24 protein-coding genes are annotated in these 24,536 nt (G+C 61.8%); 7 read left to right on the forward strand and 17 right to left on the reverse strand.

Going from position 1 to position 24,536, the window contains the following annotated elements:
* Positions 1–45: 45 nt before the first annotated feature.
* On the reverse strand, positions 46–642 hold the full coding sequence (locus KJP30_RS13720) for a L,D-transpeptidase (RefSeq protein ID WP_218449828.1): 597 nt from the start codon (positions 640–642) through the stop codon (positions 46–48).
* A gap of 166 nt (positions 643–808) precedes the next feature.
* Between KJP30_RS13720 and dalA the strand changes: the two genes are divergently transcribed.
* On the forward strand, positions 809–1,381 hold the full coding sequence (gene dalA / locus KJP30_RS13725; protein WP_218450163.1) for a divisome-associated lipoprotein DalA: 573 nt from the start codon (positions 809–811) through the stop codon (positions 1,379–1,381).
* A 55-nt stretch (positions 1,382–1,436) separates the two neighbouring features.
* On the opposite strand, the gene KJP30_RS13730 is transcribed toward dalA, so the two are convergent.
* The 9 genes from KJP30_RS13730 to hslO form a co-directional block, all read right to left on the reverse strand.
* Positions 1,437–1,928 (reverse strand): L,D-transpeptidase family protein, encoded by a 492-nt coding sequence (locus KJP30_RS13730; RefSeq protein WP_218449829.1) that lies wholly within the window; start codon positions 1,926–1,928, stop codon positions 1,437–1,439.
* 33 nt (positions 1,929–1,961) lie between these two features.
* Positions 1,962–2,774, reverse strand: a complete 813-nt coding sequence (locus KJP30_RS13735) for an ion transporter (protein WP_218449830.1) — start codon at positions 2,772–2,774, stop codon at positions 1,962–1,964.
* Positions 2,775–2,778: 4 nt separating this feature from the next.
* A complete protein-coding gene (locus KJP30_RS13740) occupies positions 2,779–4,008 on the reverse strand; it encodes a class I SAM-dependent RNA methyltransferase (RefSeq protein ID WP_218449831.1) in 1,230 nt (409 codons plus the stop codon).
* Positions 4,009–4,083: 75 nt separating this feature from the next.
* Positions 4,084–5,916, reverse strand: coding sequence for an ABC transporter ATP-binding protein (locus tag KJP30_RS13745; RefSeq protein WP_218449832.1), 1,833 nt, complete (start codon positions 5,914–5,916; stop codon positions 4,084–4,086).
* Positions 5,913–7,775, reverse strand: coding sequence for an ABC transporter ATP-binding protein (locus KJP30_RS13750; protein ID WP_218449833.1), 1,863 nt, complete (start codon positions 7,773–7,775; stop codon positions 5,913–5,915). Before KJP30_RS13750 ends, KJP30_RS13745 begins: the two co-directional genes overlap by 4 nt.
* Complete coding sequence (locus KJP30_RS13755) at positions 7,775–9,619, reverse strand: ABC transporter ATP-binding protein (RefSeq protein WP_218449834.1); 1,845 nt, start codon at positions 9,617–9,619, stop codon at positions 7,775–7,777. Before KJP30_RS13755 ends, KJP30_RS13750 begins: the two co-directional genes overlap by 1 nt.
* Positions 9,620–9,793: 174 nt before the next feature.
* The gene (locus tag KJP30_RS13760) at positions 9,794–10,957 is read right to left on the reverse strand and encodes a CCA tRNA nucleotidyltransferase (protein WP_218449835.1); all 1,164 of its coding nucleotides are present in this window, start codon (positions 10,955–10,957) and stop codon (positions 9,794–9,796) included.
* On the reverse strand, positions 10,954–11,556 hold the full coding sequence (locus KJP30_RS13765; RefSeq protein ID WP_218449836.1) for a CoA pyrophosphatase: 603 nt from the start codon (positions 11,554–11,556) through the stop codon (positions 10,954–10,956). The genes KJP30_RS13760 and KJP30_RS13765 overlap by 4 nt, the downstream gene beginning before the upstream one ends.
* Positions 11,543–12,529, reverse strand: a complete 987-nt coding sequence (hslO, locus tag KJP30_RS13770) for an Hsp33 family molecular chaperone HslO (protein ID WP_218449837.1) — start codon at positions 12,527–12,529, stop codon at positions 11,543–11,545. Before hslO ends, KJP30_RS13765 begins: the two co-directional genes overlap by 14 nt.
* 78 nt (positions 12,530–12,607) lie before the next feature.
* Between hslO and KJP30_RS13775 the strand changes: the two genes are divergently transcribed.
* Entirely contained in the window at positions 12,608–13,051 is a 444-nt protein-coding gene (locus KJP30_RS13775) for an NUDIX domain-containing protein (RefSeq protein WP_218449838.1), read from the forward strand.
* A gap of 6 nt (positions 13,052–13,057) precedes the next feature.
* On the opposite strand, the gene KJP30_RS13780 is transcribed toward KJP30_RS13775, so the two are convergent.
* The gene (locus KJP30_RS13780) at positions 13,058–14,311 is read right to left on the reverse strand and encodes a PP2C family protein-serine/threonine phosphatase (RefSeq protein ID WP_218449839.1); all 1,254 of its coding nucleotides are present in this window, start codon (positions 14,309–14,311) and stop codon (positions 13,058–13,060) included.
* A gap of 243 nt (positions 14,312–14,554) precedes the next feature.
* On the opposite strand from KJP30_RS13780, the gene KJP30_RS13785 reads away from it, so the two are divergent.
* Positions 14,555–14,890: an Hpt domain-containing protein gene (locus tag KJP30_RS13785; RefSeq protein WP_218449840.1), complete on the forward strand. Its 336-nt coding sequence runs from the start codon at positions 14,555–14,557 to the stop codon at positions 14,888–14,890.
* Positions 14,891–14,899: 9 nt separating this feature from the next.
* Here the strand turns inward: KJP30_RS13785 and KJP30_RS13790 are convergent, their stop codons facing one another.
* From KJP30_RS13790 to KJP30_RS13800, 3 genes are read right to left on the reverse strand one after another with little or no spacing between them, the layout of a single operon-like run.
* The gene (locus KJP30_RS13790) at positions 14,900–15,709 is read right to left on the reverse strand and encodes an SDR family NAD(P)-dependent oxidoreductase (RefSeq protein ID WP_218449841.1); all 810 of its coding nucleotides are present in this window, start codon (positions 15,707–15,709) and stop codon (positions 14,900–14,902) included.
* Entirely contained in the window at positions 15,709–16,935 is a 1,227-nt protein-coding gene (gene ilvA / locus KJP30_RS13795) for a threonine ammonia-lyase IlvA (protein ID WP_218449842.1), read from the reverse strand. Before ilvA ends, KJP30_RS13790 begins: the two co-directional genes overlap by 1 nt.
* 36 nt (positions 16,936–16,971) lie before the next feature.
* A complete protein-coding gene (locus KJP30_RS13800) occupies positions 16,972–17,676 on the reverse strand; it encodes a hypothetical protein (RefSeq protein WP_246594494.1) in 705 nt (234 codons plus the stop codon).
* A gap of 163 nt (positions 17,677–17,839) precedes the next feature.
* Here KJP30_RS13800 and KJP30_RS13805 point away from each other — a divergent pair, with 163 nt between their 5' ends.
* The 3 genes from KJP30_RS13805 (at position 17,840) to KJP30_RS13815 (ending at position 19,927) form a co-directional block, all read left to right on the forward strand.
* Complete coding sequence (locus tag KJP30_RS13805) at positions 17,840–19,063, forward strand: argininosuccinate synthase (protein ID WP_218449844.1); 1,224 nt, start codon at positions 17,840–17,842, stop codon at positions 19,061–19,063.
* A gap of 90 nt (positions 19,064–19,153) precedes the next feature.
* Complete coding sequence (locus tag KJP30_RS13810; RefSeq protein WP_218449845.1) at positions 19,154–19,435, forward strand: SCP2 sterol-binding domain-containing protein; 282 nt, start codon at positions 19,154–19,156, stop codon at positions 19,433–19,435.
* 66 nt (positions 19,436–19,501) lie between these two features.
* On the forward strand, positions 19,502–19,927 hold the full coding sequence (locus KJP30_RS13815) for a DUF1810 domain-containing protein (protein ID WP_218449846.1): 426 nt from the start codon (positions 19,502–19,504) through the stop codon (positions 19,925–19,927).
* 129 nt (positions 19,928–20,056) lie between these two features.
* On the opposite strand, the gene KJP30_RS13820 is transcribed toward KJP30_RS13815, so the two are convergent.
* Positions 20,057–20,470 carry a DUF7282 domain-containing protein gene (locus KJP30_RS13820; protein WP_218449847.1) on the reverse strand — a complete coding sequence of 138 codons (414 nt, stop codon included), beginning with the start codon at positions 20,468–20,470 and terminating at the stop codon, positions 20,057–20,059.
* Between the two features lie 202 nt (positions 20,471–20,672).
* Between KJP30_RS13820 and msrA the strand changes: the two genes are divergently transcribed.
* Positions 20,673–21,323 carry a peptide-methionine (S)-S-oxide reductase MsrA gene (gene msrA, locus KJP30_RS13825; protein WP_218449848.1) on the forward strand — a complete coding sequence of 217 codons (651 nt, stop codon included), beginning with the start codon at positions 20,673–20,675 and terminating at the stop codon, positions 21,321–21,323.
* An 18-nt stretch (positions 21,324–21,341) separates the two neighbouring features.
* Here msrA and KJP30_RS13830 read toward each other — a convergent pair whose 3' ends face one another.
* Both KJP30_RS13830 and KJP30_RS13835 read right to left on the reverse strand, forming a co-directional pair.
* Complete coding sequence (locus tag KJP30_RS13830) at positions 21,342–22,214, reverse strand: ribokinase (RefSeq protein ID WP_218449849.1); 873 nt, start codon at positions 22,212–22,214, stop codon at positions 21,342–21,344.
* Between the two features lie 45 nt (positions 22,215–22,259).
* Positions 22,260–24,515: an NADP-dependent malic enzyme gene (locus KJP30_RS13835; RefSeq protein ID WP_218449850.1), complete on the reverse strand. Its 2,256-nt coding sequence runs from the start codon at positions 24,513–24,515 to the stop codon at positions 22,260–22,262.
* Between the last annotated feature and the right edge of the window lie 21 nt (positions 24,516–24,536).

The raw sequence follows: 24,536 nt of genomic DNA on the forward strand, positions 1-24,536 counted from the left end.
CAATTGGTTCTTGGACGGCCGATTTTGCGCCCTGTCCGCTTGTCGTCAAATTAGCAACACCTGCGTTCCGACGTAGGCCATCTCGTACAGTTGCTCGATGTGTTCGTTGTACAGACCGATGCATCCGTTGGACGAACGGCGCCCGATCTTGCGGGTGTCGTGGGTGCCGTGAATACGGTAATAGGTCCAGCTGAGATGCAGCGCGCGGGTGCCCAGCGGGTTGTCCGGACCGGGGCCAACATAGTCCGGCCACTCGGGGTTGCGCTTTTTCATGGCGGGCGTCGGGCGCCAGTCGGGTTTGGGGTCCTTCAGCGTCACGCGGGTACGGCCGCGGCGAGTCAGATCCTCGGTCAGAGGCACCGACGACGGGTAAAGGTAATAGGTCCCATCCTCTCGCCAGAAGTGCAGCGCCCGCGACGAGATGTCGACGAGGATCGCGCCCTTGTTGAGGTTGCTGAAATAGTCCTTCCACTCCAACGTGCGAAAGCTCGAGATATTGCGACGTACAACGTTGCTAACGTTACGCTCAATCTCTGTAGTGCCGGTATTGACGTTCTGCGCCAGTGCGGGTGTGCCGATAAGCGCCGCTCCGCCGGCGAGGAACGCGCGGCGGTCAAAGGGTCTTCCTGCCGGTTTCGTCATGCTGCATTGTCCTCGGGGGTATCTATCCTGGTGCACATAATATGGCCCGAATGCCTCAGTCGCAATTCAAACGCGTGTCAATACGCCGACTCACGCCGAAGTGGGTTTGATCGGCAACGCGTCCTTCGATAAGGCAAGGACAAACGAAGAGTACATGAGCAGCCAGATGAACCGTCGCGCCTTTATCGCCCTGTCCTCCGCTGCCGCAATGGCGGCCTGCACCACCACGCCGACCGGCCCGACCGAACCCAAGCTGGGTCCGGACGGCAAGCCGTTGCCGCAGGTGTACCGGGTGAACTCGGCCGGAAGCGGACGCATTCAATACCGGCTGCTGGATTCAGTTAATGCCCTGCGCAATGCCGCAGGCGTGCCGGAACTGGAACTGAACTCCAAGCTGAACGCCGCCGCCGCGACCCATGCACAGGACATGGCGGTTCAGAACCGCCCTTGGCATTTTGGGTCTGATGGGTCCTCGCCGATCGACCGCGTGCGCCGCGTTGGCTATCAGGGCCAACTGGTGGGTGAGACGATCTCGGAAACCTACGAAACCGAGCTGGAAACACTTGCAGCCTGGATGGAACAGGACACGACGCGCAACGTCATCCTTGATCCCACCGCGCGCGACCTTGGATTTTCCTGGCATCAGGAATCGAACGGCAAGATCTGGTGGACAATGGTTCTGGGTGCGCCCGGCGCCACCGGTTCGGTGCCCAGCGCCACGCCGCAAGCGGCCAGCTGATCCGGGCTGTGGCCTGCTCAGGGCGGGGATGCCCCCCGCCCGGTGTTGTCCAAGCTCACGGTGTAATGGTGATCGGCGTTCCGTTCTTCACCATAGAATAGACCTCGCGCATTTCACGGTTGGTCACGGCGATACAGCCCGCGGTCCAGTCCTGCCCGCCTTTGCGATACTTGCGCGGCCGTCCGTGGATAAAAATGTCACCACCCGGACTTTTGCCCAGTTCCTTTGCCTCGGCCCTGTCGTCCTTGTTGGGATAAGACACCCCGATCGACAGATAGAACTGGCTGTTCGGATTGCGACGGTCGATGGTGTAACTGCCTTCAGGCGTCTTGCCATCGCCCTCGATCTTCTTGTCGCCCACCGGCGCAAAACCCAGCCCCACGTCATAGCTTTTCAGCACTTCGTTGTGGTGAATCAGGTGCATCCGGCGTTCGCCCTTGTTCACTAGAACATGGGTCACTTCTGGCCCGCTATAGGTGGGAAACTTGCTGCACGCCGCCGCCGACAGGCCTAGCATCAGCATCAGGAAAACCCTGAGAATCGTCATTTTACTGCCCCGTTTGTTTTGGGGCAGTCTATCTTATTCAGGCTTTCTTGCGTAGCTCACGTTTTCGCCATCACCCGCCTGTTCGGCCAGACGCCGCTCAATCGCGACCAACCGCGCCAGCACCTCGTCGCGATAAGCATCGGTTGCCACGTTTTCCTCTTCGTGATGGGCATCCTGCATCGAGTTCACGATCAGGCCGACCAAAAGGTTCACCACCGCGAAGGTCGTCACCATGATGAAGGGCACAAAAAACAGCCATGCGTAGGGATAGATCTCCATCACCGGGCGGACGATCCCCATCGACCAGCTTTCCAGCGTCATGATCTGGAACAGAGAATAGGCTGACAGGCCAAGATCCCCGAACCATTCAGGAAAGCTGTCGCCAAACAGTTTGGTGGCCATAACGCTGCCAATGTAAAAGATGATCGCCATCAGCAGGAACACGCTGCCCATCCCCGGCAGCGCGGTGACAAAGCCCTCGACCACCCGACGCAACCGCGGCGCAACCGAGATAACGCGCAACACCCGCAGGATCCGCAGCGCCCGCAAGACAGACAGGCCACCCGCCCCCGGCAAAAGCGCAATGCCCACGATCACGAAGTCGAAGACGCTCCAGCCCGAGCGGAAGAAAGCCCAGCCGCGTGCAAAGAGCTTGGCCGCGATCTCGACGATGAAGATGCCCAGACAGATCCTGTCCAGTGCCACGATCACCCCGCCATAACGGGCCATCAAAACCTCGGAGGTCTCCATCCCAAGGACAATGGCATTCAATACAATAACGGCGATGATGGCATTCTGGACGCGGGGCATGTCGACGATCGCCCCGACGCGTGCGCGGAAGTCCATGTGTTCAATTCTCCAACTTCAATGCGGCGACGAGTTCCACATGGGTGGACCAACGGAACTGGTCAACCACCTGAACCCAGTCAAGGCGATAGCCCGCCGCCACCAAGCGCGCCGTGTCCCGCGCAAAGGTCACGGGATTGCACGAAACATGGGCAATCCTTGCCACCCGCGCCCGCGCCAGTTCCGCCACTTGCGCCTCTGCACCGGCGCGCGGCGGATCGATGACAACCCCGTCGAACCGCGCCAACTCATCCGGCAACAGGGGATTGCGGAACAGGTCGCGCGCCGCATGGGTGACATGGCGCAACCCCTGAGCCTGCCGCCAGCCCTGATCCAGGGCCCGCGTCATGGCCTTGTCGCCCTCAACCGCGTGAACCCGCGCCTTTTCCGCCAGCGGCAAGGCAAATGTCCCGCAACCGGCAAAGAAATCACCGATATGGCTGGCCCCGTGCAGCGCCTCCACAACACCGGCCAACAACGCCGCCTGCCCCGCTTCGGTGGCCTGCAAGAACGCCCCCGGCGGCGGCACCACCAGCGCCGAACCGAATTTCTGCTGCGGCGGACGCAGGGTCAGCACCTCGTCGTCCCAGGCCAACCGCGCCAACCCCTCCGTCTGTGCGATATTGGCCAGATCGACGCGCAGGGCATCGTCCACCGGCTTGCCCCCCCGTACCGAAACATCCAGCCCGGACAGGCTTTCCGTAACCAGGACCGAAAGCTCGCCCTTGCGCGAAGCGCCCGCAACGGCCAACCGCTCGACCATTGGCAAGGCAGCCGCCAGCGCCGGTGTCACCAACTGGCAATCCGGCACCGCCACCACGACATCCGATCCCTTCTGGTGGAACCCGGCCAAAGCTCCCTTCTTGGTCCGCCGGGCCGAAAAACTGGCCCGCCTGCGTGACCGCGCAGGAGAGGTGATCGTTTCCCGCAAAGGCGCGCTCAGCCCCTGCGCTTCCAGCGCGCGCCGCACCACGTCCTCTTTCCAGCCTGTGACAAACCCATCCGAGGCATGTTGCAACTGGCACCCGCCGCAGGATTTCGCATGACGGCAAGGCGCCGAAACCCGCTGCGCGGAGGGCGTCACGATCCGTGGCACCGCCATGACAGCATTGTCCACGACGCCTTCGACCTCTTCACCCGGCAGGACGCCGGGCACATAGATCGGCCCCGGCGCGATCCCGTCCCCGTGATGGCCCAATCGCTCGATCACAACCCGCTCTGCGCCCTCGGACATGGGCAATCCCCTGCTGTTTCTTCTTGGTCCAAATACTCAATAGCGACGGTCGCCAAGAGGTGCCAGCGCAGCCGTTTACTCGGCGGCCTCGGCACCAAGAAAACCACCCGACTGCCGCTCCCAGTAACGGGCATACAACCCGCCTTTCGCCAAAAGCGCCTCGTGGCTGCCTTCTTCGACGATCCGGCCCGCGTCCAGAACGACGATGCGATCCATCTGGGCGATCGTGGACAGGCGGTGCGCGATGGCCAGCACGGTCTTGCCCTGCATGACCTGTTCCAGCGCGGTCTGGATCTCGGCCTCCACCTCGCTGTCCAGCGCACTGGTGGCCTCGTCCAGCACCAGCACCGGCGCGTCTTTCAGGATAGCTCGGGCAAGGGCGATCCGCTGGCGTTGTCCGCCCGACAGTTTCACCCCCCGTTCGCCCAGTCGCGCCTCGTAGCCCACGTTGCCTTTGTGATCCCGCAGCGCAAGAATGAACTCATGCGCAGAGGCACGGCGGGCCGCCTCGAACACCTCTTCGTCGCTGGCATCGGGTCGGCCATAGCGGATGTTGTCCATGGCCGAACGGTTGAACATCGCCGTTTCCTGCCGCACCACGGAAATCACCTGACGCAGGCCCGATTGGGTGACGTCTCGAATATCCGTGCCCCCCAGAAGGATCCGCCCGTTTTCCACGTCATACAGCCGCAAAAGCAACGAAACCGCGGTAGATTTCCCGGCCCCCGACGCCCCGACCAAGGCCACCTTTTCGCCCTGCGCTATGGTCAGGTCGAACGCCCGCAGGGCAGCCTGTTCTCCTCCATAGGCAAAACCCACGTGATCGAACCGGATCTGCCCGCCCGCGGCTTTTGCCACGGCCCCTTCGCGGTCGCTGATTTCATGTGCCCCGGTCAGCGTGGCCACGCCGTCCTCGATCTCGCCGATATGGGTGTAGATGGTCATGACAACCCGGCCCAGCCGGTTGGTCAGCATCGACAGGCGCGTCGTCACCATGGCCGTCATGGCAATATCCCCGGCCGAGGCACTGCCCAGCGTCCAAAGGTACAGCGCCCCAAGGATCGACACCATGGGCAACAGCCCGCCCAGCGTCATCAGCACCACGCGGAACAGGGCCGAGATCTCGCCAAACTCCAGCGAACGATCGCGGTAGCGGTCCAGCGCGCCCAATGTCGCGCGGTCCTCCTGTTCGTCGGCTGCAAAAAGCTTGACCGTGGCGATATTGGACAGCGTATCGACGATCTGTCCGCTGACATGGGTCCGCGCCCCGGCCCGCGCCTGCGACCGCGCCTGCACCCTTGGGATAAAGAACCGCAGCGCCGCCACGTAGAACACCGCCCACAGCGCAAAGACCAGCAGCAGTTGCGGATCAATCGCCCCCAGCAGCACGAAGGCCCCCATGAACATGGCCAGCGCATAGACCACCACATCCGTCGACTCGATCACAAGGTCGGTCGCGGATCGCGCGGTCTGAAAGGCTTTCTGGCTGATCCGCCCGGCAAAATCATTGTCGAAAAACCGCAGCGAATGTCCCAGCGTGTGACGGTTCACCCGGCTGAGCACCAAGGGAAACAGGTTCGGCCCCAGAAGGATGCTGCTAACCCCTGCGTCGAAGATAAAGATCACCGGCCGCACCAGCAGGAAAAAGACGACGCCAAACAGGATGATCGGCCAGAAATCGACCCAGAAATTGCCTTGGCCGGCGGCCTCGGCGCTGTCGATCACCCAACCGGTGAAACGTGCCGCCACCAGTTCGGCCAGCCCGGTCAGAAAGGTCACGCAAACCGCCGCAAGGATCGCCTTTTCCGACCCGCGCAACGCCCAGCGCATAAAGGGCCAAAGGTCCTGCGGCGGGGGCCCCTCGGCGGGGGCGAAGGGATCTATCATATCGCCGAGGCGTCGGATCATTCCGCCGCCTCGACCGCATCGGACCCAAGGAATCCGCCGGACTGCCGGTTCCAGTAGCGGGCATAAAGCCCACCAAGTTCCAGCAGTTCATCATGGGTGCCCTGTTCAGCAATGTGGCCCTGATCCAGCACCACGATCCGGTCCATGCTGGAAATCGTCGACAGGCGATGCGCGATGGCCAGCACGGTCTTGCCTTCCATCACGCGGCCCAACGCCTCTTGAATCGCAGCCTCGACTTCGCTGTCCAGGGCGCTTGTCGCCTCGTCCAGAACAAGGATCGGCGCATCCTTGAGGATGGCACGCGCCAGAGCGATCCGCTGGCGTTGCCCGCCGGACAGTTTCACGCCTCGTTCGCCCAGATAGGCGTCATAACCTTTGCGGCCTTTGAAATCGCCCAGTTCAAGGATGAAATCATGCGCTTCGGCCCGTTTCGCGGCGGCGATCACCTCGGCTTCGGTGGCGTCTGGGCGGCCATAGCGGATGTTGTCCATCGCCGAGCGGTTGAACATGGCGGTTTCCTGCGTGACCATGCCGATCTGTCGCCGCAGGCTGGCCTGCGTCACACCGGACACATCGGTCCCGTCGATCCGAACCGCCCCGCTTTCCGTGTCGTAGAGCCGCAAAAGCAGCGAAACCAGCGTCGATTTCCCGGCACCCGAAGCACCGATGATCGCCAGCTTTTCGCCCGGCTTGACCGTCAGCGAAATCCCCGAGACACCGCCAGTCCGACCGCCATAGGCGAAGTGCACATTGTCAAAACGGATCTCGCCCTCGGTCACGTTCAGGTCGTGCGCGCCCGGTTCGTCGGTCAGCGCATGTGGCACGCTGAGCGTGGCCATGCCGTCCTCGACCTCGCCCAGATGGCCGTAGATCACCATCAGCGTAAAGCTGATCCAGCCGGTCATCTGCGCCAGTCGGATCGTCACCGCACCCACGGCCGCAATATCGCCGGGCGACACGCCGCCGCTGCGCAAGGCAATGGCCGCACCGACCATGATGACCGGCAACAGACCGGCAATGAAAATCAGGCCCAAACGAAAGCTGGTGGTCGCCTCACCGAAAAGCAGGGTCTTGCCGCGCAGGGTTTCCATCGCGCCCAGCGCGCGGCTGTCTTCGTGATCATCACCGGCGAAAAGCTTGACCGTCTTGATGTTCGAAATCGTATCGACCACCTGCCCGGTGACCATGGCCTGCGCTTCGGCCCGTGCGGCCGAACGCGCCCGGATCATTGGCAGCATGACCCGCAGGAACAGCAGGTAAACCGCGAACCAGCCCGCCAGCAGCACCAGCATCAGCGGATTGATCGCCCCCAGAAGGAAGGCCGTGCCAATCACCGTCGCCAGTCCAAAGGTGATCGCGTTGACGGATTCGATCACGATCTCGGTCAGGGATCGCGCGGCCTGCACCTTTTTCTGGGCAATCCGGCCCGCGTAATCATCGTCGAAAAAGGTCACCGCCTGCCCGATGGTCCAGCGGTACAGGCGCGCCAGAACCAGCTTGAACACATTGGGACCGATCATGACGGACTGGGTCAGGGCCAGACCACCGAACAACAGCGGCCGCACCACCAGAAGCAAGGCAACGGCAAGCAGGATCAAGCCGCCATGGTCCGCAAGAAAGCCCTGCTGTACCGGTCCAGCGACCGCATCGACGACGCGGCCCAACAGATACATGGACAGAACCTCTGTCACCCCGGCCAGAACCGAAATGGCGACACCCAGCCAGATGATGACCCAGCCGCCTTTCAGCGCCCAACCCATGAAGGGCCACAACCGGTCCGGCGGCATCCCTTCGGCCTGACGTTCCGGGTCAATCAGGTTGCCGGCCCGGTGTATGAAACTCTTGAACATGGAACGCATCACTCCGCCGCCTGTGTGTCCGGATCCAGGAAACCGCCTGACTGGCGGGCCCAGAACCCAGCATATAGGCCGCCCTGCGCCAAAAGCGCGTCATGGCTGCCCTGCTCGACGATGCGGCCCTGATCCATGACGATGATCCGGTCCATCTGGGCGATGGTGGACAACCGGTGCGCGATGGCGATCACCGTCTTCCCTTCCATCATGCCATAAAGCGTGTCCTGAATCGCGGCCTCGACCTCGGAATCCAGCGCGCTTGTCGCCTCGTCCAGCAGCAGGATCGGCGCGTTTTTCAGAACGACGCGGGCAAGGGTCACGCGCTGACGCTGCCCGCCCGAGAGTTTCACGCCACGCTCCCCCACATGGGCGTCATAACCGGTGCGCCCCTGCGGATCCTCAAGGTCAAGAATGAACTCATGCGCCTGCGCCTGTTTGGCAGCGGCGATCATCTCGGCCTCGGTTGCGTCAGGTCGCCCGTACAGGATGTTGTCGCGCACGGACCGATGCAACAGCGCGGAATCCTGCTGCACCATGCCGATGTGCAGGCGCAGGCTGTCTTGCGTGACCTCGCTGATGTCCTGCCCGTCGATCAGGATGCGCCCCTGTTCCACGTCGTAGAACCGTAGCAACAGCTTGACCAAGGTGGATTTACCAGCGCCGGACCGGCCCACAAGCCCCAGCTTTTCACCCGGGGCAATGGTCAGCGAAACCTGATCCAGCCCGCCGGACCCCCGCCCGTAGTGATGCGACAGTTCTTCGACGCGGATCTCTCCCCGGTCCAGTTGCAGCGGTTTGGCCTGTTTCGAATCCAGCAAGGTGATCGGCTGGGCAATGGTTTCCATCCCCTCGGCCACCACGCCAAGCTGGCGAAAAAAGGTCGTCAGTGCCCACATGATCCAGCCGGTCATCGCGTTCAGACGCAGGGTCAGCGCGGTTGCCGCCGCCACCGCCCCCGGCGAGGCCGCGCCCTGCATCCACAAGGCGATCGCCCAACCGACAACACCGACGATCAGAATGCCGTTCAGCATGACAAGGACCACGTCCATGATCGTGTACAAACGCATCTCTGTCTGGAAGGTCTGGCGCGTATCCTCGATCGCCTCCTTGGCATAGTCCAGTTCGCGCGAATGGTGCGCAAACATCTTGACCGAATGAATGTTGGTATAACTGTCCACCACCCGGCCCGTGACCTTGCTGCGTGCATCCGAGGCCGCCTTGGACGCCGGGCCGACGCGGGTCACGACCCAGCGCATCAATACGGCATAAAGCCCGAACCAAAGCACCAGCGGGATCATCAACCGCGGGTCCGCATCGCCCAGCAGGACCATGGCGCCGACCAGATACGCCAGCGAAAAGGTAATCGCGTCAAAGACCTGAAAGACGGCTTCGCCTGCGGCGGGCGGCGTCTGCATGATGCGATTGGCGATCCGTCCGGCGAAATCATTTTCGAACCAGCCGACCGACTGCCGCAGCACATGGGCATGGGCGCGCCAGCGGATCAGCGTGCCAAAATTCGGCATCACCGCATTGTTCAGCAACAGCACGTCCAGTGCCTGAATGACCGGGCGCAAGAGCAGGATGAACAGCGCCAACCCGATCAAGGTGGATCCGTGGGTTTCCCAGACTTGCGCCGGATCACCGGCCAGCACGTCCACAACCCAGCCCATCGCCCAGATCAGCCCGACTTCCACGGCGGCGACCACGACCGACATCAGCGCTGTCCAGACAAATAGACCGCGGAACGGCCGGGCGTAATCCATCAGGAAGGGCAAGAGCCGTTGCGGCGGCGTATCCTTCTTCGGATAGGCAGCATAGGGATCGACGAGATTTTCAAAGAAACGGAACATACCGGGGGCTCCTTGGAGCTTACAGACAATCAAATGGTCAATGCGGGGTGGCCATGGCCGTCCCGCGCGCGCGGATTGGCTCAGGCGAAGCTGATTAGAATCCTGTCACGCACCATCATGTCTCCCGGGTATTCGAACGAGTCGGTTCACTTCTAGGCCAGAAATCCGCGCCTGTCACCCCTCGTCAAGCCAACCGATCAACTCGGCCCGGGTAGGTGCGAAATCCAAAGCGATCCAGCGGTCCTCGGCGCGTCGCAGCGCGTCGCCCAGTTCAGGCCCCTTGTAGGCTGGCATCAAATCCTTGGCGCGCAGGGGAAAATTCGCTTTGGCACCCTTGGCGACACTGCCCGGGACGTCCGATGGCAATGGGCCGCCCAAGCTGGCCGCGCGGATCGCCAGAACCGCAAGCGCCGTCGAAACCCCGTGCCGATAGCCCAGTTCCGCCGGTCCTTCGATGCTGCCGGACAGGCTTTGCAACAACGCCAGTTCGCGTTGCCGGGACTTCGACAGGCGCAACGCGGCCCCGTCGAAAAACCCCATGACCGCCATGCGCGCCATGGCGTCGGGGGCCATGCCCAGCGCGGCCTCGTGATGCAGGTAGGGGCCCAGCGCCGTGACCGACGCACCGGGCATCACGTGGGCAAGAACGCCAAGGCGCTCCATCACCGACACCGCCATCAAAGGATCCGGCGCCTTGAGCAGCTTTACCAGTTCGACGCCAACGCGTTCCGCCGACAGCACGTCCAGCCCGTCGATATTGCCGGCAATCGCCGCCAGCGCGTCGGCGTCCATGCCTTCTTGCGGGTCGCCATACCATGCGCTGAAACGAAAGAACCGCAAGATCCGCAGATAGTCCTCACGGATGCGCGTTTCAGCATCGAGGATGAAGCGAAATCGCCGCGCGCGCAGATCGTCCAGCCCGCCCAGAGGATCGACCAACAGGCCACGCCGATCAGCATACAGCGCATTCATGGTGAAATCGCGCCGAACGGCATCTTCGTGTACGTCATCGGCATAGCGAACCACCGCGCGGCGGCCATCGGTTTCCACGTCGGCGCGAAACGTCGTGACCTCGAACCCTTCGCCTTCGGCAACCACGGTAATGGTCCCGTGTTCGATCCCCGTGGGTACGGATTTCAAACCCGCGGCCCGCGCCAGTTCGATCACCCGCTCTGGCCGCGCATCGGTCGAGATGTCGACATCACTTACCGGCACGCCCAACAGAGCATTGCGCACACAGCCACCCACCGCATAGGCCAGATGTCCGCCCTCTTCGAGCAGCGACATGACCTTTTGCGTGGCGGACGCGTCGAGCCAATCGCCAGTGACATGCGTCATGCCTGAACCCGTTCGGCCAAGGCGCGCAGCATCCGCGCTGTTGCACCCCATATGTAATAAGGCCCGAATGGCACGGTGTAATACATCCGCCTTTGGCCCCGCCAGCGCCGCCCTTGAACGGAAAACCGGTCTGGATCGGTGACATGCGAATAGGGCACGGCAAAAACCTCTTCGACCTCGCCCGGTTCGGGAACAGGCGTGAAATCGCCGTGGATCAACCCGATGACCGGGGTGACAAGAAAGCCGGTAACGGTTTCATGCGGCGGCAGGGTGCCCAGAACCTCGACCATGGCGGGGTCCAGAGCGACCTCTTCTTTGGCCTCACGCAGCGCCGCTGCGACTTCATCGGCATCGCCGGCATCCACCTTGCCACCCGGAAAGGCGATCTGCCCGGGGTGATGTTTTAACCGGCTGGATCGTTTGGTCAGGATCAGTTCCAGCCCCGCAGCCCCAGGCCGAAAGGCGGCCAGCACACCGGCGGGTCGCAGTTTTCTGCCCTCCGGCAGGGCCACCTTGGGGTTCAGGTCAAAATCGGACGAAGGCGCGCCCGGAGTATCCGGGGCGCGGCGCAACGCGGCCTCTTGGTCAGCCCTTGTCATCGGCTTCGAAACCCACGGTGGCGGGGTCAAGCTCGTAATGGGCACCGCAGAACTGGCAGTCCGCCGTCACCAGACCCTCATCCGTGGTCATCTTTTCGATGTCACGGGCCGAATAGATCGACAGGCTTTCACGCACGCGATCCTCTGAACAGGTACACCCGAAGGTTACCGGCTGGCTGTCGAAAACGCGCGGCTGTTCCTCGTGAAACAAGCGCACCAGCAAATCCGTCGGTGGCACACTGGGGCCGATCAGCTCCAACTGCTCAAGCGTGGAAAGGTGGCTGTTCACCCGGTTCCAGTTTTCTTCGGCGTCGCCCTCGACCAGATCCGAAGCCTGCAACAGTCCCTCTTCGCCCGAGCCGCCCTCGCCGCTGGCAAAGGGCGAGGCCTTGGGCATATGTTGCAGCATGATGCCGCCGGCGCGCCAATGTTCCGCGACACCCGGTTCGGTAGAACGGCCATACGACAGCGCAAAAGTGGTGGGGAGCTGTTCGGACTGGGCGAAATAGGCGGCAGCGCAATCAGACAGGCTTTCACCGGCGATTGGCGTGATGCCTTGGTACGGCTGCATCCCCTGCCCCTGATCGATCAGGATAGCGAAATAGCCGGCGCCCAACTGGTCGAACCCCGGCGCATCGGTGATGCGATCACGGTCAAAGCTGGCGTAGGCGCGGATGCGCGCCGGCTTTCCCTCTTCGTCGGGGCCGTAATAATCGGTTGCGATCATCCGCACCGGACCATTGGTCTGAACCTGAAGCGACAGCTTCCAGCGCAGCTTGATGGTCTGACCGATCAGCGCGGTCAGCAGCGCCATTTCGGCCACCAGTGCTTCGACCACGGGCGGGTAATCATGTTGTTTCAGAACGCCGGACAACACGCCATCAAGCCGTGCGACACGGCCGCGCATGTCCGAGCGGTCAAGCTGAAATGGCAGGACGGTGTCGTCCCAGGCGAGTTTGTTGCCGATGCTCATGGGGTTTCCTTGTGTGCCTTTGGCTGGCATATCGCGACCATATAGGGACATTGGACCCAGACGCAAAGGGGGCGGGACATGACGCCAAGAGTCGGAACGCCGCCGGACGCGGCGCGGCGCTATACATTGCGTCCCGGCGCCTATGCCATCCTGCCGCGAAACGGACAGCTTTTGCTGACCCATCAGGCAGAACCCGTTCCCGAGGTGCAACTGCCCGGCGGCGGCATCGATCCCGGCGAACAGCCCCTGTTCGCGCTGCATCGCGAAGTGTTCGAGGAAACCGGCTGGCGAATCGCCTCGCCGCGCAGGTTGGGTGCCTTTCGGCGGTTCACCTACATGCCCGAATACGATCTTTGGGCGGAAAAGCTGTGCATCATCTATGTCGCATATCCGGTCCGCCCCTATGGCCCGCCGACCGAGGATGGCCACATCGCACTGTGGCGCAGCCCAGAGGCCGCCGTTGCCGAACTGGGCAATCCGGGCGACCGGGCCTTTGTCCGGCGTCACGTTCTGGGAATTTAGGATCGCCTAGCGTTTGCCGCGCTTGTCCCTGAGGACATCATATTCCAGCAAGGCAGCGGATACATCGTCACCCAGCTTGGCCGCATTTTCCATCTGCTGCGTCAACCGCCAGAACATGTCTTCCAACAGGTCGGGGCCGGTACTGTGGCGCGCGCTTTCGCGGAAGATCTCGACCAGCCCGTCCTCTCCCAGCATCTCGCCGTTCTTCATCACCGCCTCTGTGAACCCGTCGGAGTAGAGCAGCAGCAGGTCGCCAGTCTCCAACGTGAATTCATGCTGGTCAAAACTGACCTCATCGACCAGCCCGATGGGCAGGCCGCCGTCACCAATGAATTCATGACTGCCGTCGGGCCGCAGCAGCAAGGCAGGCGAATGCCCCGCCTGCACCATGCGCATCCGCCCCGAGGTAAGGTCGGCCGCCACATAGGCCATGGTTAGATATTCCTCGACCCCCGGATCGGCGGCGAGCCTCTGGTTCAGCATTCTCGCGGTTTCCGAAGGCTCGCGCATGGCAAAGAACCGGTCGAACCGGCGTTCAAGGGCAACATTCTGTTCTGGAAAGGTCGACGACAGATAGCCCGCCACGCGCGCCGTCACCATGGCCGAGGTGATCCCGTGGCCGGACACGTCGATGCTGTATAGCCCCAACCGCCCGTAGCCCGGCTTGAACATGCCCACCAGATCCCCGCCAACGTGCCCGCAGGGGCGCAAAAGCAGGCTGACACGAGAGGTCAGGATTTCACCTTGCCGTTCGGGGACAAGCGATTGCTGGATTGTGCGGGCCTGCCGCAGATCATTGTCGATCGCGGTGTGGATTTCGCGCAGTTCCTCCAGCGCATCCGAGACCTGCCGGTTCTTTTCCGACAGTTGCCGCTCCATGAAAACGATACGTTCCCCGGCGGTGATCCGGGCGCGCAATTCGTGTGCGTTCACCGGCTTGGTCAGGAAATCATCCGCACCGGCATCCAGCCCCTTGGCGATATCGCCCTTCTCGCTTTTGGACGTGAGGAGGATGAAATACCCATAGCCTTCTTGTTGCAGACCTCTGAATTCGCGGCAAAATTCAAGCCCGGTCATCCCCGGCATCATCCAGTCCGACAGGATCAGGTCGGGCGGGTGCTGGCGGCAGATGTCCAGCGCCTCGATTCCCGATCCTGCGGTCATCACCTCATATCCCCAGCGGCGAACCATGGTTTCCACCATCTTCAGCTGGGCGCGACTGTCATCGACGACAAGAACGCGTTGGATCGCGCCTGTCATCTCGGACGGGATACTGCTGCTTTGAGTCTGCAAGTCGCTTCTCTTGATACCAGGTGGGCTACACTCAGGACGTTCCCTAACGTCCGATCCTTAATGCGGGCTGAACGTTAAAATTCTGCCTAATTTCGCGTCACCTCGACCGAAACCGAAAGATCGCCTTTACCCGGCTCGCCTAGACAGGCCCCGGGGACACCGCCGCATGTCCCCAACCGTTCGCGGGTTATGTGTCGCAGGAGGTGCCGAATGATTGACTGGTCGCGTGTAGAGGAAATGATCGACGAGATCGGGGCCGAGGATTTCGCCGAGGTTGTGGAACTGTTCCTTGATGAGGTCGAAACCGCCATCGACGCGCTGGATGCAAGCGCCGGGAACCCCGTGGTGACAGAGGAACAGATGCATTTCCTCAAGGGAGCCGCGCTGAACATCGGCTTTGCCACGCTGGCCGAACTGTGCCGCGAGGGTGAGAAAGCCGCCGCAAACGGAACCCCGGACAAGATCACGCCGGCGCAGGTTCGTTCCGCCTTCGAAGACTCGCGGCTGGCCTTTCAGCGCGACCTGCCCGGTCGGCTGGCAGCCTGAGATACCCGCTCAGATCTTGCGGTGCAGATCGGAAAGGTCTTTGGGCACGCCGTCGGCGTAGGCCTCGCGCCGCAGCCGCCGCATCCCGTCGATCCAGCGGTCCATATCCGCGGTCCTGCGCTGCGCAAAGATCGCGGCCTCTGGATGCGGCAGGATCAGAAAGCGGCCTTTGCGTAGCCCGTCCAGCACGACACGGGCGACATCTTCGGGCGTCAACACACCCTCGGGGCGCGCCTCAAAATCGTCAGAATACCCCAGCAGCGGCGTGGCAACATACAGCGGGCAGACGACCGATACGTTGATCCCCGCATCGCCATGCTCGATTGCCAGCGACTGTGCCAGGCTGACAGCCGCATGTTTACTGGCGGAGTAGGGCGCATCGCCGATCTGGCTAAGCAACCCGGCGGCCGAGGCCACATTGACCAGCCAGCCTTCTCCCCGCGCCATCATCTCGGGCAGGACAAGCCGCGCGGCCCGCAAATGCGCCATCACGTGCAAATCCCAGCTGTCCTGCCATTGTTGGTCCGAAACGCTGCACGGGCCTTTCATCGCTCCCCGCGCAAAGCCCGCGTTGGAAATAAGCATGTCAACGCCACCCAAGGCGGTCTGCGCGGCGTGAACCACCCGCGCAACCTCGTCCGATTGCCGCAGATCTGCGCCGCACGCCGCCGCACCCAGATCCTGCGCGGCCTTGTCCAGCAATGGCCCCGGCATGTCGGTCAGAAACAGCCGCGCCCCTTCGCGGCAAAGGGCATCGGCCAGAGCTCGCCCAATCCCCTGCGCCGCACCCGTCACAAGGATCCGTTTTCCGGAAAACATCAGATCACGAACTGCGCAAGGATCTCGTCCTCGGTGATGTCCTGATAGGTGAACCCATGTGCGTCGAGCTTGTCGAAAAGCGTGCGGAAATTTTCCGGTGCGACGGTTTCAATCCCGATCAGGACAGACCCGAAGTTTCGCGCCGATTTCTTGAGGTACTCGAAACGGGCGATATCATCTTCAGGTCCGAGGAAGCCCAGAAAGTCCTTCAGTGCGCCCGGTCGCTGCGGCAAACGCAGGATAAAGTACTTCTTTATGCCGGAATAGCGCTGTGCCCGCTCCTTGACCTCTGGCAAACGTTCAAAATCGAAATTCCCGCCCGAGGTGATGCAAACCACCGTCCGGCCCGAAATCCCCTGCCCCAGATCCTGCAAGGCATCCACCGACAAGGCGCCTGCCGGTTCCAGAACGATCCCTTCGACGTTCAGCATTTCAAGGATCGTCAGGCACAGGCGGTCTTCGTGGATGGTCAGTGTATTGGCCAGACCGACCCCCTTGAGCCGGTCAAAGGTCTTTTCACCGATCCGGGCCACCGCCGCACCGTCGGCGAATGTATTGACAGACGGCAATGCCACGGGGCGTCCCGCCTGCAAGGCCGCGCGCAGACAAGCGCCGCCCAAGGGCTCGACAAAGGTATATTGCACCGAATTGCCGAAATAGCTGAGCACGCCCGACGACAGGCCTCCGCCGCCCACGGGAATCACCAGATGGTCCGGCGCGCGGCCCAGTTGCTGTTCGATCTCGACCGCAACGCTGGCCTGCCCCTCGATCACGTCGTCATCGTCGAACGGCGACAGGAAATGCCCGCCTTCCTGCGCGCAGAACGCCTGTGCCGCCTTGAGGCAATCGTCGAAGTAATCGCCAACCAGACGGATCTCGATGCTGTCCCCGCCGAACATCCGGGTCTTCTGGATCTTTTGCTGGGGTGTGGTGACAGGCATGAAGATTACGCCCTGAACACCGAAATGGCGGCACATATAGGCCACGCCTTGCGCATGGTTACCGGCCGAAGCGCAGACGAAAAGAACCTCGCCCTGTGCCTTGCGCATGGCGTTGAAAGCCCCGCGCAGCTTGTAGCTGCGCACCGGGCTCAGATCTTCGCGCTTGAGATAGACATCGGCGCCAAACCGGTCCGACAGATGCGCATTGCGCAACAAAGGTGTCGGCGGAAAGACATCGCGCATGGCGGTCTCGGCGGCGCGGGCCTGGTCCTGGAAATCAGTCATGGCCCAGAAGTGACCCAAGCCCGTGCCGCGCGCAAGTCAGTCGATGTCACGCCCCTCGACGAATACACCGTAAAGAGTGGTCAGGATCGAAATCCCGATCATGGTCGCGAACCAGCCGACAACGACACTGTAGATCAGGTTGACCAAGGACTGCGGATCCGGGTTCAGCATCGCAGGCAATTGCACCGCGACAACCATGCCAACCACGATCAGGGTCAGGACGAACATCGCGTTGTTGTCCTTGCCGGTCGCCGCCCAAGCCTCGCGGAGGGTCATCTTGCGTTCAATCGCACCTGCCGGCAGCAACACGCCAAAACGGAAGAACAGGTAAACCGCCAGCCCCAACAGGATCAGCAACAATGGCAGGCCGGTGCCCGGCGCCATCGTCATCACCGCCGACATCGGGATCAAGGCCGCCACCAGAGCAACCGCAACCAGCAGGGCAATCATGATCGACCGGCCAAGATAGGCCAGGATCAATCCGCCATGCCATGGCGGCACCGCACTGTCGGGGATTTCACCGGTCAGGACAAACCGGTGCCAGGCGACCGCAATCCAGAGGCTGGCAACGATGGCAAGGATCGAAGTCACCAGAACCATGAAGGCCATGCCCGGGCTGATAACCGTCGCCCCCTCGGCATTTGCGGGCGACGCCAGAAGGACCAGAACCTGGTTCAGGGCCTGGATCGCATAAAGAACCGCCGAAAGACGGAAGGCCGCCTCGAGGTTGTTAATGACCATCCGGAACGAATGTTTGAAAATCTGCCAGCCACGCATGGCGCACCTTTCATATCAATCTGGGGTCAGGGGGTAGCACGCCGAGTGGCCGCGTCAACGCCCCTTCCTTGCAGGCCCACGGAAAACAGGCTAATCCGCCCGGCAAACTGCCCAAAGGACATGATCCATGACCGCGCCCAAGAAAGTTGTGCTGGCCTATTCCGGCGGCCTCGACACCTCGATCATCCTGAAATGGTTGCAGACGGAATACGGCTGCGAGGTTGTCACCTTTACCGCTGACCTTGGTCAGGGTGAAGAGTTGGAACCGGCCCGTGCCAAGGCCGAGATGCTGGGGATCAAACCCGAGAACATCTACATCGAAGACGTCCGCGAAGAATTCGTCCGCGATTTCGTCTTTCCGATGTTCCGCGCCAATGCGGTCTACGAAGGTCTGTACCTGCTGGGCACCTCGATCGCGCGCCCGCTGATCTCCAAGCGTCTGGTCGAGATCGCCGAGGAAACCGGCGCCGATGCCGTGGCCCATGGCGCTACCGGAAAGGGCAATGACCAGGTTCGGTTCGAACTGTCCGCCGCTGCGCTGAACCCCGACATCAAGGTGATCGCCCCTTGGCGGGAATGGGATCTGAACTCGCGGACTGCGCTTCTGGATTTTGCCGAACAGAACCAGATCCCGATTGCCAAAGACAAGCGCGGCGAGGCTCCGTTCAGCGTTGACGCCAACCTGCTGCACACCTCGTCCGAAGGCCGCGTTCTGGAAGACCCCGCCGAAGAGGCGCCCGATTACGTCTATCTGCGCACGGTCGATCCCGAACAGGCGCCCGATACGCCCGAAGTGATCGAGATCACCTTTGAAAAAGGCGACGCCGTGGCCATCAACGGCGAAGCGATGTCGCCCGCCACGATCCTGACGCAGCTCAACGAATACGGCCGCAAGCACGGTATCGGCCGTCTGGATTTCGTCGAGAACCGTTTTGTCGGCATGAAATCCCGCGGCATCTACGAAACTCCCGGCGGCACCATCCTGCTGGAAGCCCACCGCGGCATCGAACAGATCACGCTGGACAGCGGTGCGGGCCACCTCAAGGACTCGCTGATGCCGCGCTATGCCGAGCTGATCTACAACGGGTTCTGGTATTCGCCTGAACGCGAGATGTTGCAGGCGGCAATCGACAAGTCACAAGAACTTGTGTCCGGCACCGTGAAACTGAAGCTGTACAAGGGTTCGGTGCGCTGCATCGGTCGCTGGTCGGACAACTCGCTGTACTCCGAAGCGCATGTGACCTTCGAGGATGACGCAGGTGCCTACGATCAGAAAGACGCCGAAGGCTTCATCACGCTGAACGCCCTGCGACTGCGCCTGTTGGCTGCGCGCAAACGTCGGCTGGGTTGATTATATTGACGTTACGCAGAGTTGCGTAACGTCACCCTATGCCCATCCCCCCGTTCTCGGTCATAGCTTCCGCAGAACGGGGAGGATACCATGACACTCGACGAAATCGCCGCGCTGTTGCGCAAGGGGCTGGCACACAAGCCGCTGGACAATTCGCTGAGCTTTGATTGCGGCGAAGATGGCGCATTGCGTCTTGAGGGGGCCGAGGTGGCCAGCTCGGACGCACCCGCCGATTGCACCATCCGCATCTCGCAGGGCAACCTGTCAAAGCTGGTCCAAGGCCAGTTGAACCCGATGACGGCCTTTGCCATGGGCAAGCTCAAGGTGTCTGGCGACATGTCAGTGGCGATGAAACTGGGCCAGCTGCTGTAATTTCGCCGCAGGTCTTGGCGGGGCAGGCGGTCTTTTCCTATCCTTCACGGGTCAGGGAGGATCATCATGCCCGCCACACACGCGGAATTCCTGCAAGCACAGGATCAAAGCTGGTCTGACGTGCTGCGCGAATTACAGGACGGTCACAAGGTCACGCACTGGATCTGGTGGGTGTTTCCGCAGCTTGCATTGTTGGGGCGGTCGTCACGGGCGCGCCATTTTGGCCTTGCCGGGCCAGAGGACGCGCACGCCTATCTTGCGCATCCGGTGCTGGGGCAACGGCTCGTAGACGTCAGTCAGTTGCTATTGACCCATGTAGACAAGGACCCGGTTGAGATCCTGGGTCCGATCGATGCAATCAAGGTTCGATCTTCGATGACATTGTTCGAAACAGTGCCCGGCGCGCCCACAGTCTTTTCCGACGTGTTAGAGCGCATGTACGGCGGCCAACGCTGTCCGCTGACACAAGACGCCCTGACCTCAAAAGAATGACGGCCGCGCGGATCCGGGGTACGGGAGACCGCGCGACCGTCACCGTGCCGAATACACAGGCACGTCACCACCGAATACTCGTCGGCGGGCGCCGGGCCGGGATGAGACGCCAAGGCCCGGCGAAACCTTTTACTGGGCGGTGATGGTGGTCATCACAAGGTTGCCATCCAGACGGATCGGCCCGTCTTCCTTGGCGCCCAGCGTGTATTCAAAGATACCCGTGGTCATGCCGCCGTCTTCGCCGTGAACCATCAGCATCAGCATGTCACCGGCCTTGACCTCTTCGGTCAGGATCGCGGCCACATCCATGTTTTCGCCCTTTTTCAGGGGCGCGTGACCCACGACCGGGCCGGGTTTCATATCGGCACCAGTGCGGTGAACTACCAGCCAGCCGTTCGCCGGTGCCACGATCTTGGACGCGGAAACGGTGCCTTCGGCAACGCTTTGGTCCGCGGCTTCGACCATGGGGGTCATGCCGTGGCCACCGGCAAAGGCGGTTCCGGCGGAAATCACGAGAGCGGCAGTCAAAATATTGAATTTCATGTCTTTTCTCCCAGTCATTTTGCAATCCGGAAAAGGGTTTCCCGGCATGTGCTGACCTGAGTCACGACAGGTTTCAGCGAAAGTTTCGTCCGGAATGATTTTTTTTCCTTTCACGTGGTTCTCACCTTCGGGTGAAGAAGCCCGCTGGCGGATTGCCAGACCGGGTCGGCGCGGGCAGGCTGACACCAAAGGAGGACCCGTCATGCCCCGTATCGCCCCCATTCGCCCCGCCTTGCTGGGCCTGTTGCTGGCCCTTGGCCTTGTTGCACAGGCAAACCGCGCCGACGCCGCAGACATCATTGTCGCCGGTGGTTGTTTCTGGTGCGTCGAAGCCGATTTCGAGAAAGTGCGCGGCGTGTCCAAGGCCGTGTCGGGCTATACAGGCGGACGACAGGCAAACCCGACCTACAAACAGGTCAGCCGGGGCGGCAGCGGCCATTACGAAGCCGTCAGGATCAGCTTTGACCCGGCCAAGGTCTCTGTCCGGCAGTTGTACGACAGCTTTTTCCGGTCGGTCGATCCCACCGATGCCGGCGGGCAGTTCTGCGACCGAGGCGAAAGCTATCGCACCGCGATCTTTTATCTGGACGCACAGCAAAAAGCCGCTGCCGAAGCGGCAAAGGCCGAGGCGGAAAAAGCGCTTGGCCAAAGGATCGTCACTCCGATCCTGCCAGCCAAGCCGTTCTACCTCGCCGAGGAGTATCATCAGGACTATTACAAGGGCACCAAGCGGGTCGTGACGCGCTTTGGCGTGATCCGGCAAAGCGACGCCTACAAGCGTTACCGCAAAGGCTGTGGCCGGGATCAGCGGGTCAAACAGCTGTGGGGCAGCGCTGCGCCCTTCGTCAACTAGACGGAAAGGGCAGGGGGCCTAGCCGCCAAAGTCCTGAACATCGCGTAGGTCCGGGATCACATCCGCTGTCCCTTGCCGCGTAACCATGATCGCCCCGGCGATCATGGCCTGTCCGATAGCCTGTTCCATCGGTAAACCACGGTCCAGACCGGCAAGAACGTATCCGGTAAACGTGTCGCCAGCGCCCGTCGTATCCACGGGTGTCACAGGCACGGCAGGAAAGGCTTTGGTCTGGCCCGTATCGGTATTGTGCCACTCTGCCCCATCGCCCCCCAGTGTCACGATGACATCCCGAACGGGAAGGGCATCGGGCGACAGGCCCGTAGCGGCCTCGAGTTGCTGGGCTTCGACGGCGTTCAGGAACAGAATGTCCAGTAAGGGAAGAACCTTCTGCACCGCCCCGGCATCGAAGGGCGCGGCGGCATAGGCGACCCGCATACCGCGGCCCGACGCCATCTCGGCACCCTCGCGTTGGGCGTTGGTTTCATTTTGCATCAGGAAAATGTCCGAGGCATTCGCCTCATCCAGCGCGGCCGAGATCTGGTCCAGCGGGATGGCCTGGTTCGCCCCGGGATAGAGGATGATATTGTTCTCACCCGCCTCGTCGATGGCGATCAGGGCATTGCCGGTATCCTGGGATACAAGAGTGATAAACTGTGTATACACTCCATATTCCATCAGTCTCTGTACCGCCCAGCCACCATCAGAACCGACAGCCCCGATATGAACACACCGTGCCGCGGCGCGGGCCGCCGCCACGGACATATTGGCCCCCTTGCCGCCAAGACCGCGTGAAAACGATGTGGCGGCAAGGGTTTCGCCCGGCGCGGGCAGATGCGGCACGTGATAGAACAGGTCCGCGTTGATCGAGCCCAGATTGAAGATCGTCATCGATCGCCCTTTCTAGCAGAACCCGTTATGCCGTGCCCGGCCGGGTCAGCTGATCTTGGCCGCCGCCAGAACGGCCATGTTCAGGATGTCATTGGCGGTCATCGAGGTCGAACAGATCTGAATCGACTTGTCGACACCGGCAAGGATCGGGCCAATCACCGTCGCCCCGGCCATTTCCTGCATCAGCTTGACCGAGATCGAGGCAGAGTGCCGCGCCGGGACGACAAGAATATTGGCCGGACCACTTAGCCGCTGGAACGGATAGTTTTCCTGCGCCTTGACGTTCAGAGCCACGTCGACAGTCATTTCGCCTTCGTATTCGAAACTGACACCACGACGGTCCAGAACCTGCGGCGCAAGATGCATCTTTTCCGCGCGTTCAGACACCGGATAGCCAAAGGTCGAGAAACTGACAAAGGCCACGCGCGGTTCAAGCCCCAGATGGCGGGCCACGCCTGCGGCGCGTTCGGCGATCGTGGCAAGATCTTCCTGATCGGGCCATTCATGCACCAGCGTATCGGCAATCAGAACGATCCGTCCCTTGTGCAGCAGCGCCGTGACACCAGCAGCGCCATGCGCCGCATCCGCGTCAAAGACATGGTTGACCAACTGCATCACATGGGCGGATTTCCGCGTCGCGCCGGTGACCAGACCGTCCCCATGACCATGCGCCAGCATCAGCGCGGCAAAGACGTGACGGTCGCGCGCGGCCAATCGGTGGATGTCCTGCCGGTCCATGCCTTTCCGTTGCAGGCGTTCATACAGGAATTCCTTGTAGCTTTGCAGATGGCGCGTATTGGCGGCGTTAATGACCTCCAATTCGCGCACGGCATCCGGCAGCCCCGCCTGTTCCAGCTTTTCCCGAACATCCGCCTCGCGACCGACCACCAATGCCTTGCCCAGTCCGTTGCGCTGGTACATCACAGCCGCCCGCAGAACACGGGGATCATCCCCCTCGGCAAAGATCATCCGCGCCTGCGCCGCACGGGCACGCGCATTGATCGACCGCAGGATCGAAGCCGTCGGATCCATCCGGGTCTGTAGGTTGTGCTCGTAGGCCTCCATATCGACGATGGGGCGACGGGCCGCGCCGGTTTCCATTCCGGCCCGCGCCACGGCAGGCGGAATCCGGTGGATCAGACGGGGGTCGAAGGGCGTGGGAATGATGTAGTCGCGCCCGAAACTGAGCGAGCGACCATAAGCCAGCGCGACCTCGTCGGGCACGTCCTCTCGCGCCAGTTCGGCAAGGGCCTGCGCGCAGGCGATTTTCATCTCGTCGTTGATGGCACGGGCGTGGATGTCCAATGCGCCACGGAAGAGATAGGGAAAGCCAAGAACGTTATTGACCTGGTTCGGATAGTCGCTGCGCCCGGTTGCGACAATGGCATCTGGGCGCACCTCATGCGCGTCTTCCGGGGTAATTTCCGGATCAGGGTTCGCCATGGCAAAGATCACCGGATTGTCGGCCATGCTGGCCACCATGTCCTGCGTGACGGCACCCTTGGCCGAGACCCCAAGGAAAACATCCGCATCTTTCATCGCGTCTTCGAGCGTGCGCGCATCGGTCACCACCGCATGGGCCGATTTCCACTGGTTCATGCCTTCGGTCCGGCCCTGATAGATCACGCCCTTGGTGTCGCACATGATGCAGTTTTCGTGCCGCGCGCCCATGGATTTCACCAGTTCCAGACAGGCGATCCCGGCCGCACCGGCACCGTTCAGGACAATTTTGCAGTCCTCGATCTTTTTCCCCGACAGATGCAGCGCATTGATCAGGCCCGCGGCACAGATCACCGCCGTGCCGTGCTGGTCGTCATGAAAGACGGGAATGTCCATCTCTTCCTTGAGCCGCTGCTCGATGATGAAACATTCGGGCGCTTTGATGTCTTCGAGGTTGATGCCGCCAAAGGTTGGCCCCATCAGGCGCACCGCCTTGCAGAATTCATCTGGGTCTTCGGTGTCCAGTTCGATGTCGATGCTGTTCACATCGGCAAAGCGTTTGAACAGGACCGATTTGCCTTCCATCACCGGCTTGGACCCCAGCGCACCAAGGTTGCCTAGCCCCAGAACCGCCGTCCCGTTGGATATCACCGCCACAAGGTTGCCCTTGTTGGTGTAGTCATAGGCCAGTTCGGGGTTCTCGGCGATGTCCTCGCAAGGCACGGCCACGCCAGGGGAATAGGCAAGGCTGAGATCGCGCTGGGTCGTCATGGGAACAGTGGCCTGTACCTCCCATTTGCCGGGCGTCGGTTCGAGGTGAAAGGCAAGCGCCTCTTCGCGGGTGAATCTGGCTTTGGACATGTCCCCTCCATCCGGCAGAAT

Source organism: Antarctobacter sediminis (assembly GCF_019218285.1).
In the GTDB taxonomy this organism is placed as follows: domain Bacteria; phylum Pseudomonadota; class Alphaproteobacteria; order Rhodobacterales; family Rhodobacteraceae; genus Antarctobacter; species Antarctobacter sediminis.

What these genes read in the sequence shown, in the direction of transcription:
- KJP30_RS13720 (WP_218449828.1), bottom strand. Translation starts at nt 642, where the DNA reads ATGACGAAACCGGCAGGAAGACCCTTTGACCGCCGCGCGTTCCTCGCC.
- dalA (WP_218450163.1), top strand. Translation starts at nt 809, where the DNA reads ATGAACCGTCGCGCCTTTATCGCCCTGTCCTCCGCTGCCGCAATGGCG.
- KJP30_RS13730 (WP_218449829.1), bottom strand. Translation starts at nt 1,928, where the DNA reads ATGACGATTCTCAGGGTTTTCCTGATGCTGATGCTAGGCCTGTCGGCG.
- KJP30_RS13735 (WP_218449830.1), bottom strand. Translation starts at nt 2,774, where the DNA reads ATGGACTTCCGCGCACGCGTCGGGGCGATCGTCGACATGCCCCGCGTC.
- KJP30_RS13740 (WP_218449831.1), bottom strand. Translation starts at nt 4,008, where the DNA reads ATGTCCGAGGGCGCAGAGCGGGTTGTGATCGAGCGATTGGGCCATCAC.
- KJP30_RS13745 (WP_218449832.1), bottom strand. Translation starts at nt 5,916, where the DNA reads ATGATCCGACGCCTCGGCGATATGATAGATCCCTTCGCCCCCGCCGAG.
- KJP30_RS13750 (WP_218449833.1), bottom strand. Translation starts at nt 7,775, where the DNA reads ATGCGTTCCATGTTCAAGAGTTTCATACACCGGGCCGGCAACCTGATT.
- KJP30_RS13755 (WP_218449834.1), bottom strand. Translation starts at nt 9,619, where the DNA reads ATGTTCCGTTTCTTTGAAAATCTCGTCGATCCCTATGCTGCCTATCCG.
- KJP30_RS13760 (WP_218449835.1), bottom strand. Translation starts at nt 10,957, where the DNA reads ATGACGCATGTCACTGGCGATTGGCTCGACGCGTCCGCCACGCAAAAG.
- KJP30_RS13765 (WP_218449836.1), bottom strand. Translation starts at nt 11,556, where the DNA reads ATGACAAGGGCTGACCAAGAGGCCGCGTTGCGCCGCGCCCCGGATACT.
- hslO (WP_218449837.1), bottom strand. Translation starts at nt 12,529, where the DNA reads ATGAGCATCGGCAACAAACTCGCCTGGGACGACACCGTCCTGCCATTT.
- KJP30_RS13775 (WP_218449838.1), top strand. Translation starts at nt 12,608, where the DNA reads ATGACGCCAAGAGTCGGAACGCCGCCGGACGCGGCGCGGCGCTATACA.
- KJP30_RS13780 (WP_218449839.1), bottom strand. Translation starts at nt 14,311, where the DNA reads ATGACAGGCGCGATCCAACGCGTTCTTGTCGTCGATGACAGTCGCGCC.
- KJP30_RS13785 (WP_218449840.1), top strand. Translation starts at nt 14,555, where the DNA reads ATGATTGACTGGTCGCGTGTAGAGGAAATGATCGACGAGATCGGGGCC.
- KJP30_RS13790 (WP_218449841.1), bottom strand. Translation starts at nt 15,709, where the DNA reads ATGTTTTCCGGAAAACGGATCCTTGTGACGGGTGCGGCGCAGGGGATT.
- ilvA (WP_218449842.1), bottom strand. Translation starts at nt 16,935, where the DNA reads ATGACTGATTTCCAGGACCAGGCCCGCGCCGCCGAGACCGCCATGCGC.
- KJP30_RS13800 (WP_246594494.1), bottom strand. Translation starts at nt 17,676, where the DNA reads ATGGTCATTAACAACCTCGAGGCGGCCTTCCGTCTTTCGGCGGTTCTT.
- KJP30_RS13805 (WP_218449844.1), top strand. Translation starts at nt 17,840, where the DNA reads ATGACCGCGCCCAAGAAAGTTGTGCTGGCCTATTCCGGCGGCCTCGAC.
- KJP30_RS13810 (WP_218449845.1), top strand. Translation starts at nt 19,154, where the DNA reads ATGACACTCGACGAAATCGCCGCGCTGTTGCGCAAGGGGCTGGCACAC.
- KJP30_RS13815 (WP_218449846.1), top strand. Translation starts at nt 19,502, where the DNA reads ATGCCCGCCACACACGCGGAATTCCTGCAAGCACAGGATCAAAGCTGG.
- KJP30_RS13820 (WP_218449847.1), bottom strand. Translation starts at nt 20,470, where the DNA reads ATGAAATTCAATATTTTGACTGCCGCTCTCGTGATTTCCGCCGGAACC.
- msrA (WP_218449848.1), top strand. Translation starts at nt 20,673, where the DNA reads ATGCCCCGTATCGCCCCCATTCGCCCCGCCTTGCTGGGCCTGTTGCTG.
- KJP30_RS13830 (WP_218449849.1), bottom strand. Translation starts at nt 22,214, where the DNA reads ATGACGATCTTCAATCTGGGCTCGATCAACGCGGACCTGTTCTATCAC.
- KJP30_RS13835 (WP_218449850.1), bottom strand. Translation starts at nt 24,515, where the DNA reads ATGTCCAAAGCCAGATTCACCCGCGAAGAGGCGCTTGCCTTTCACCTC.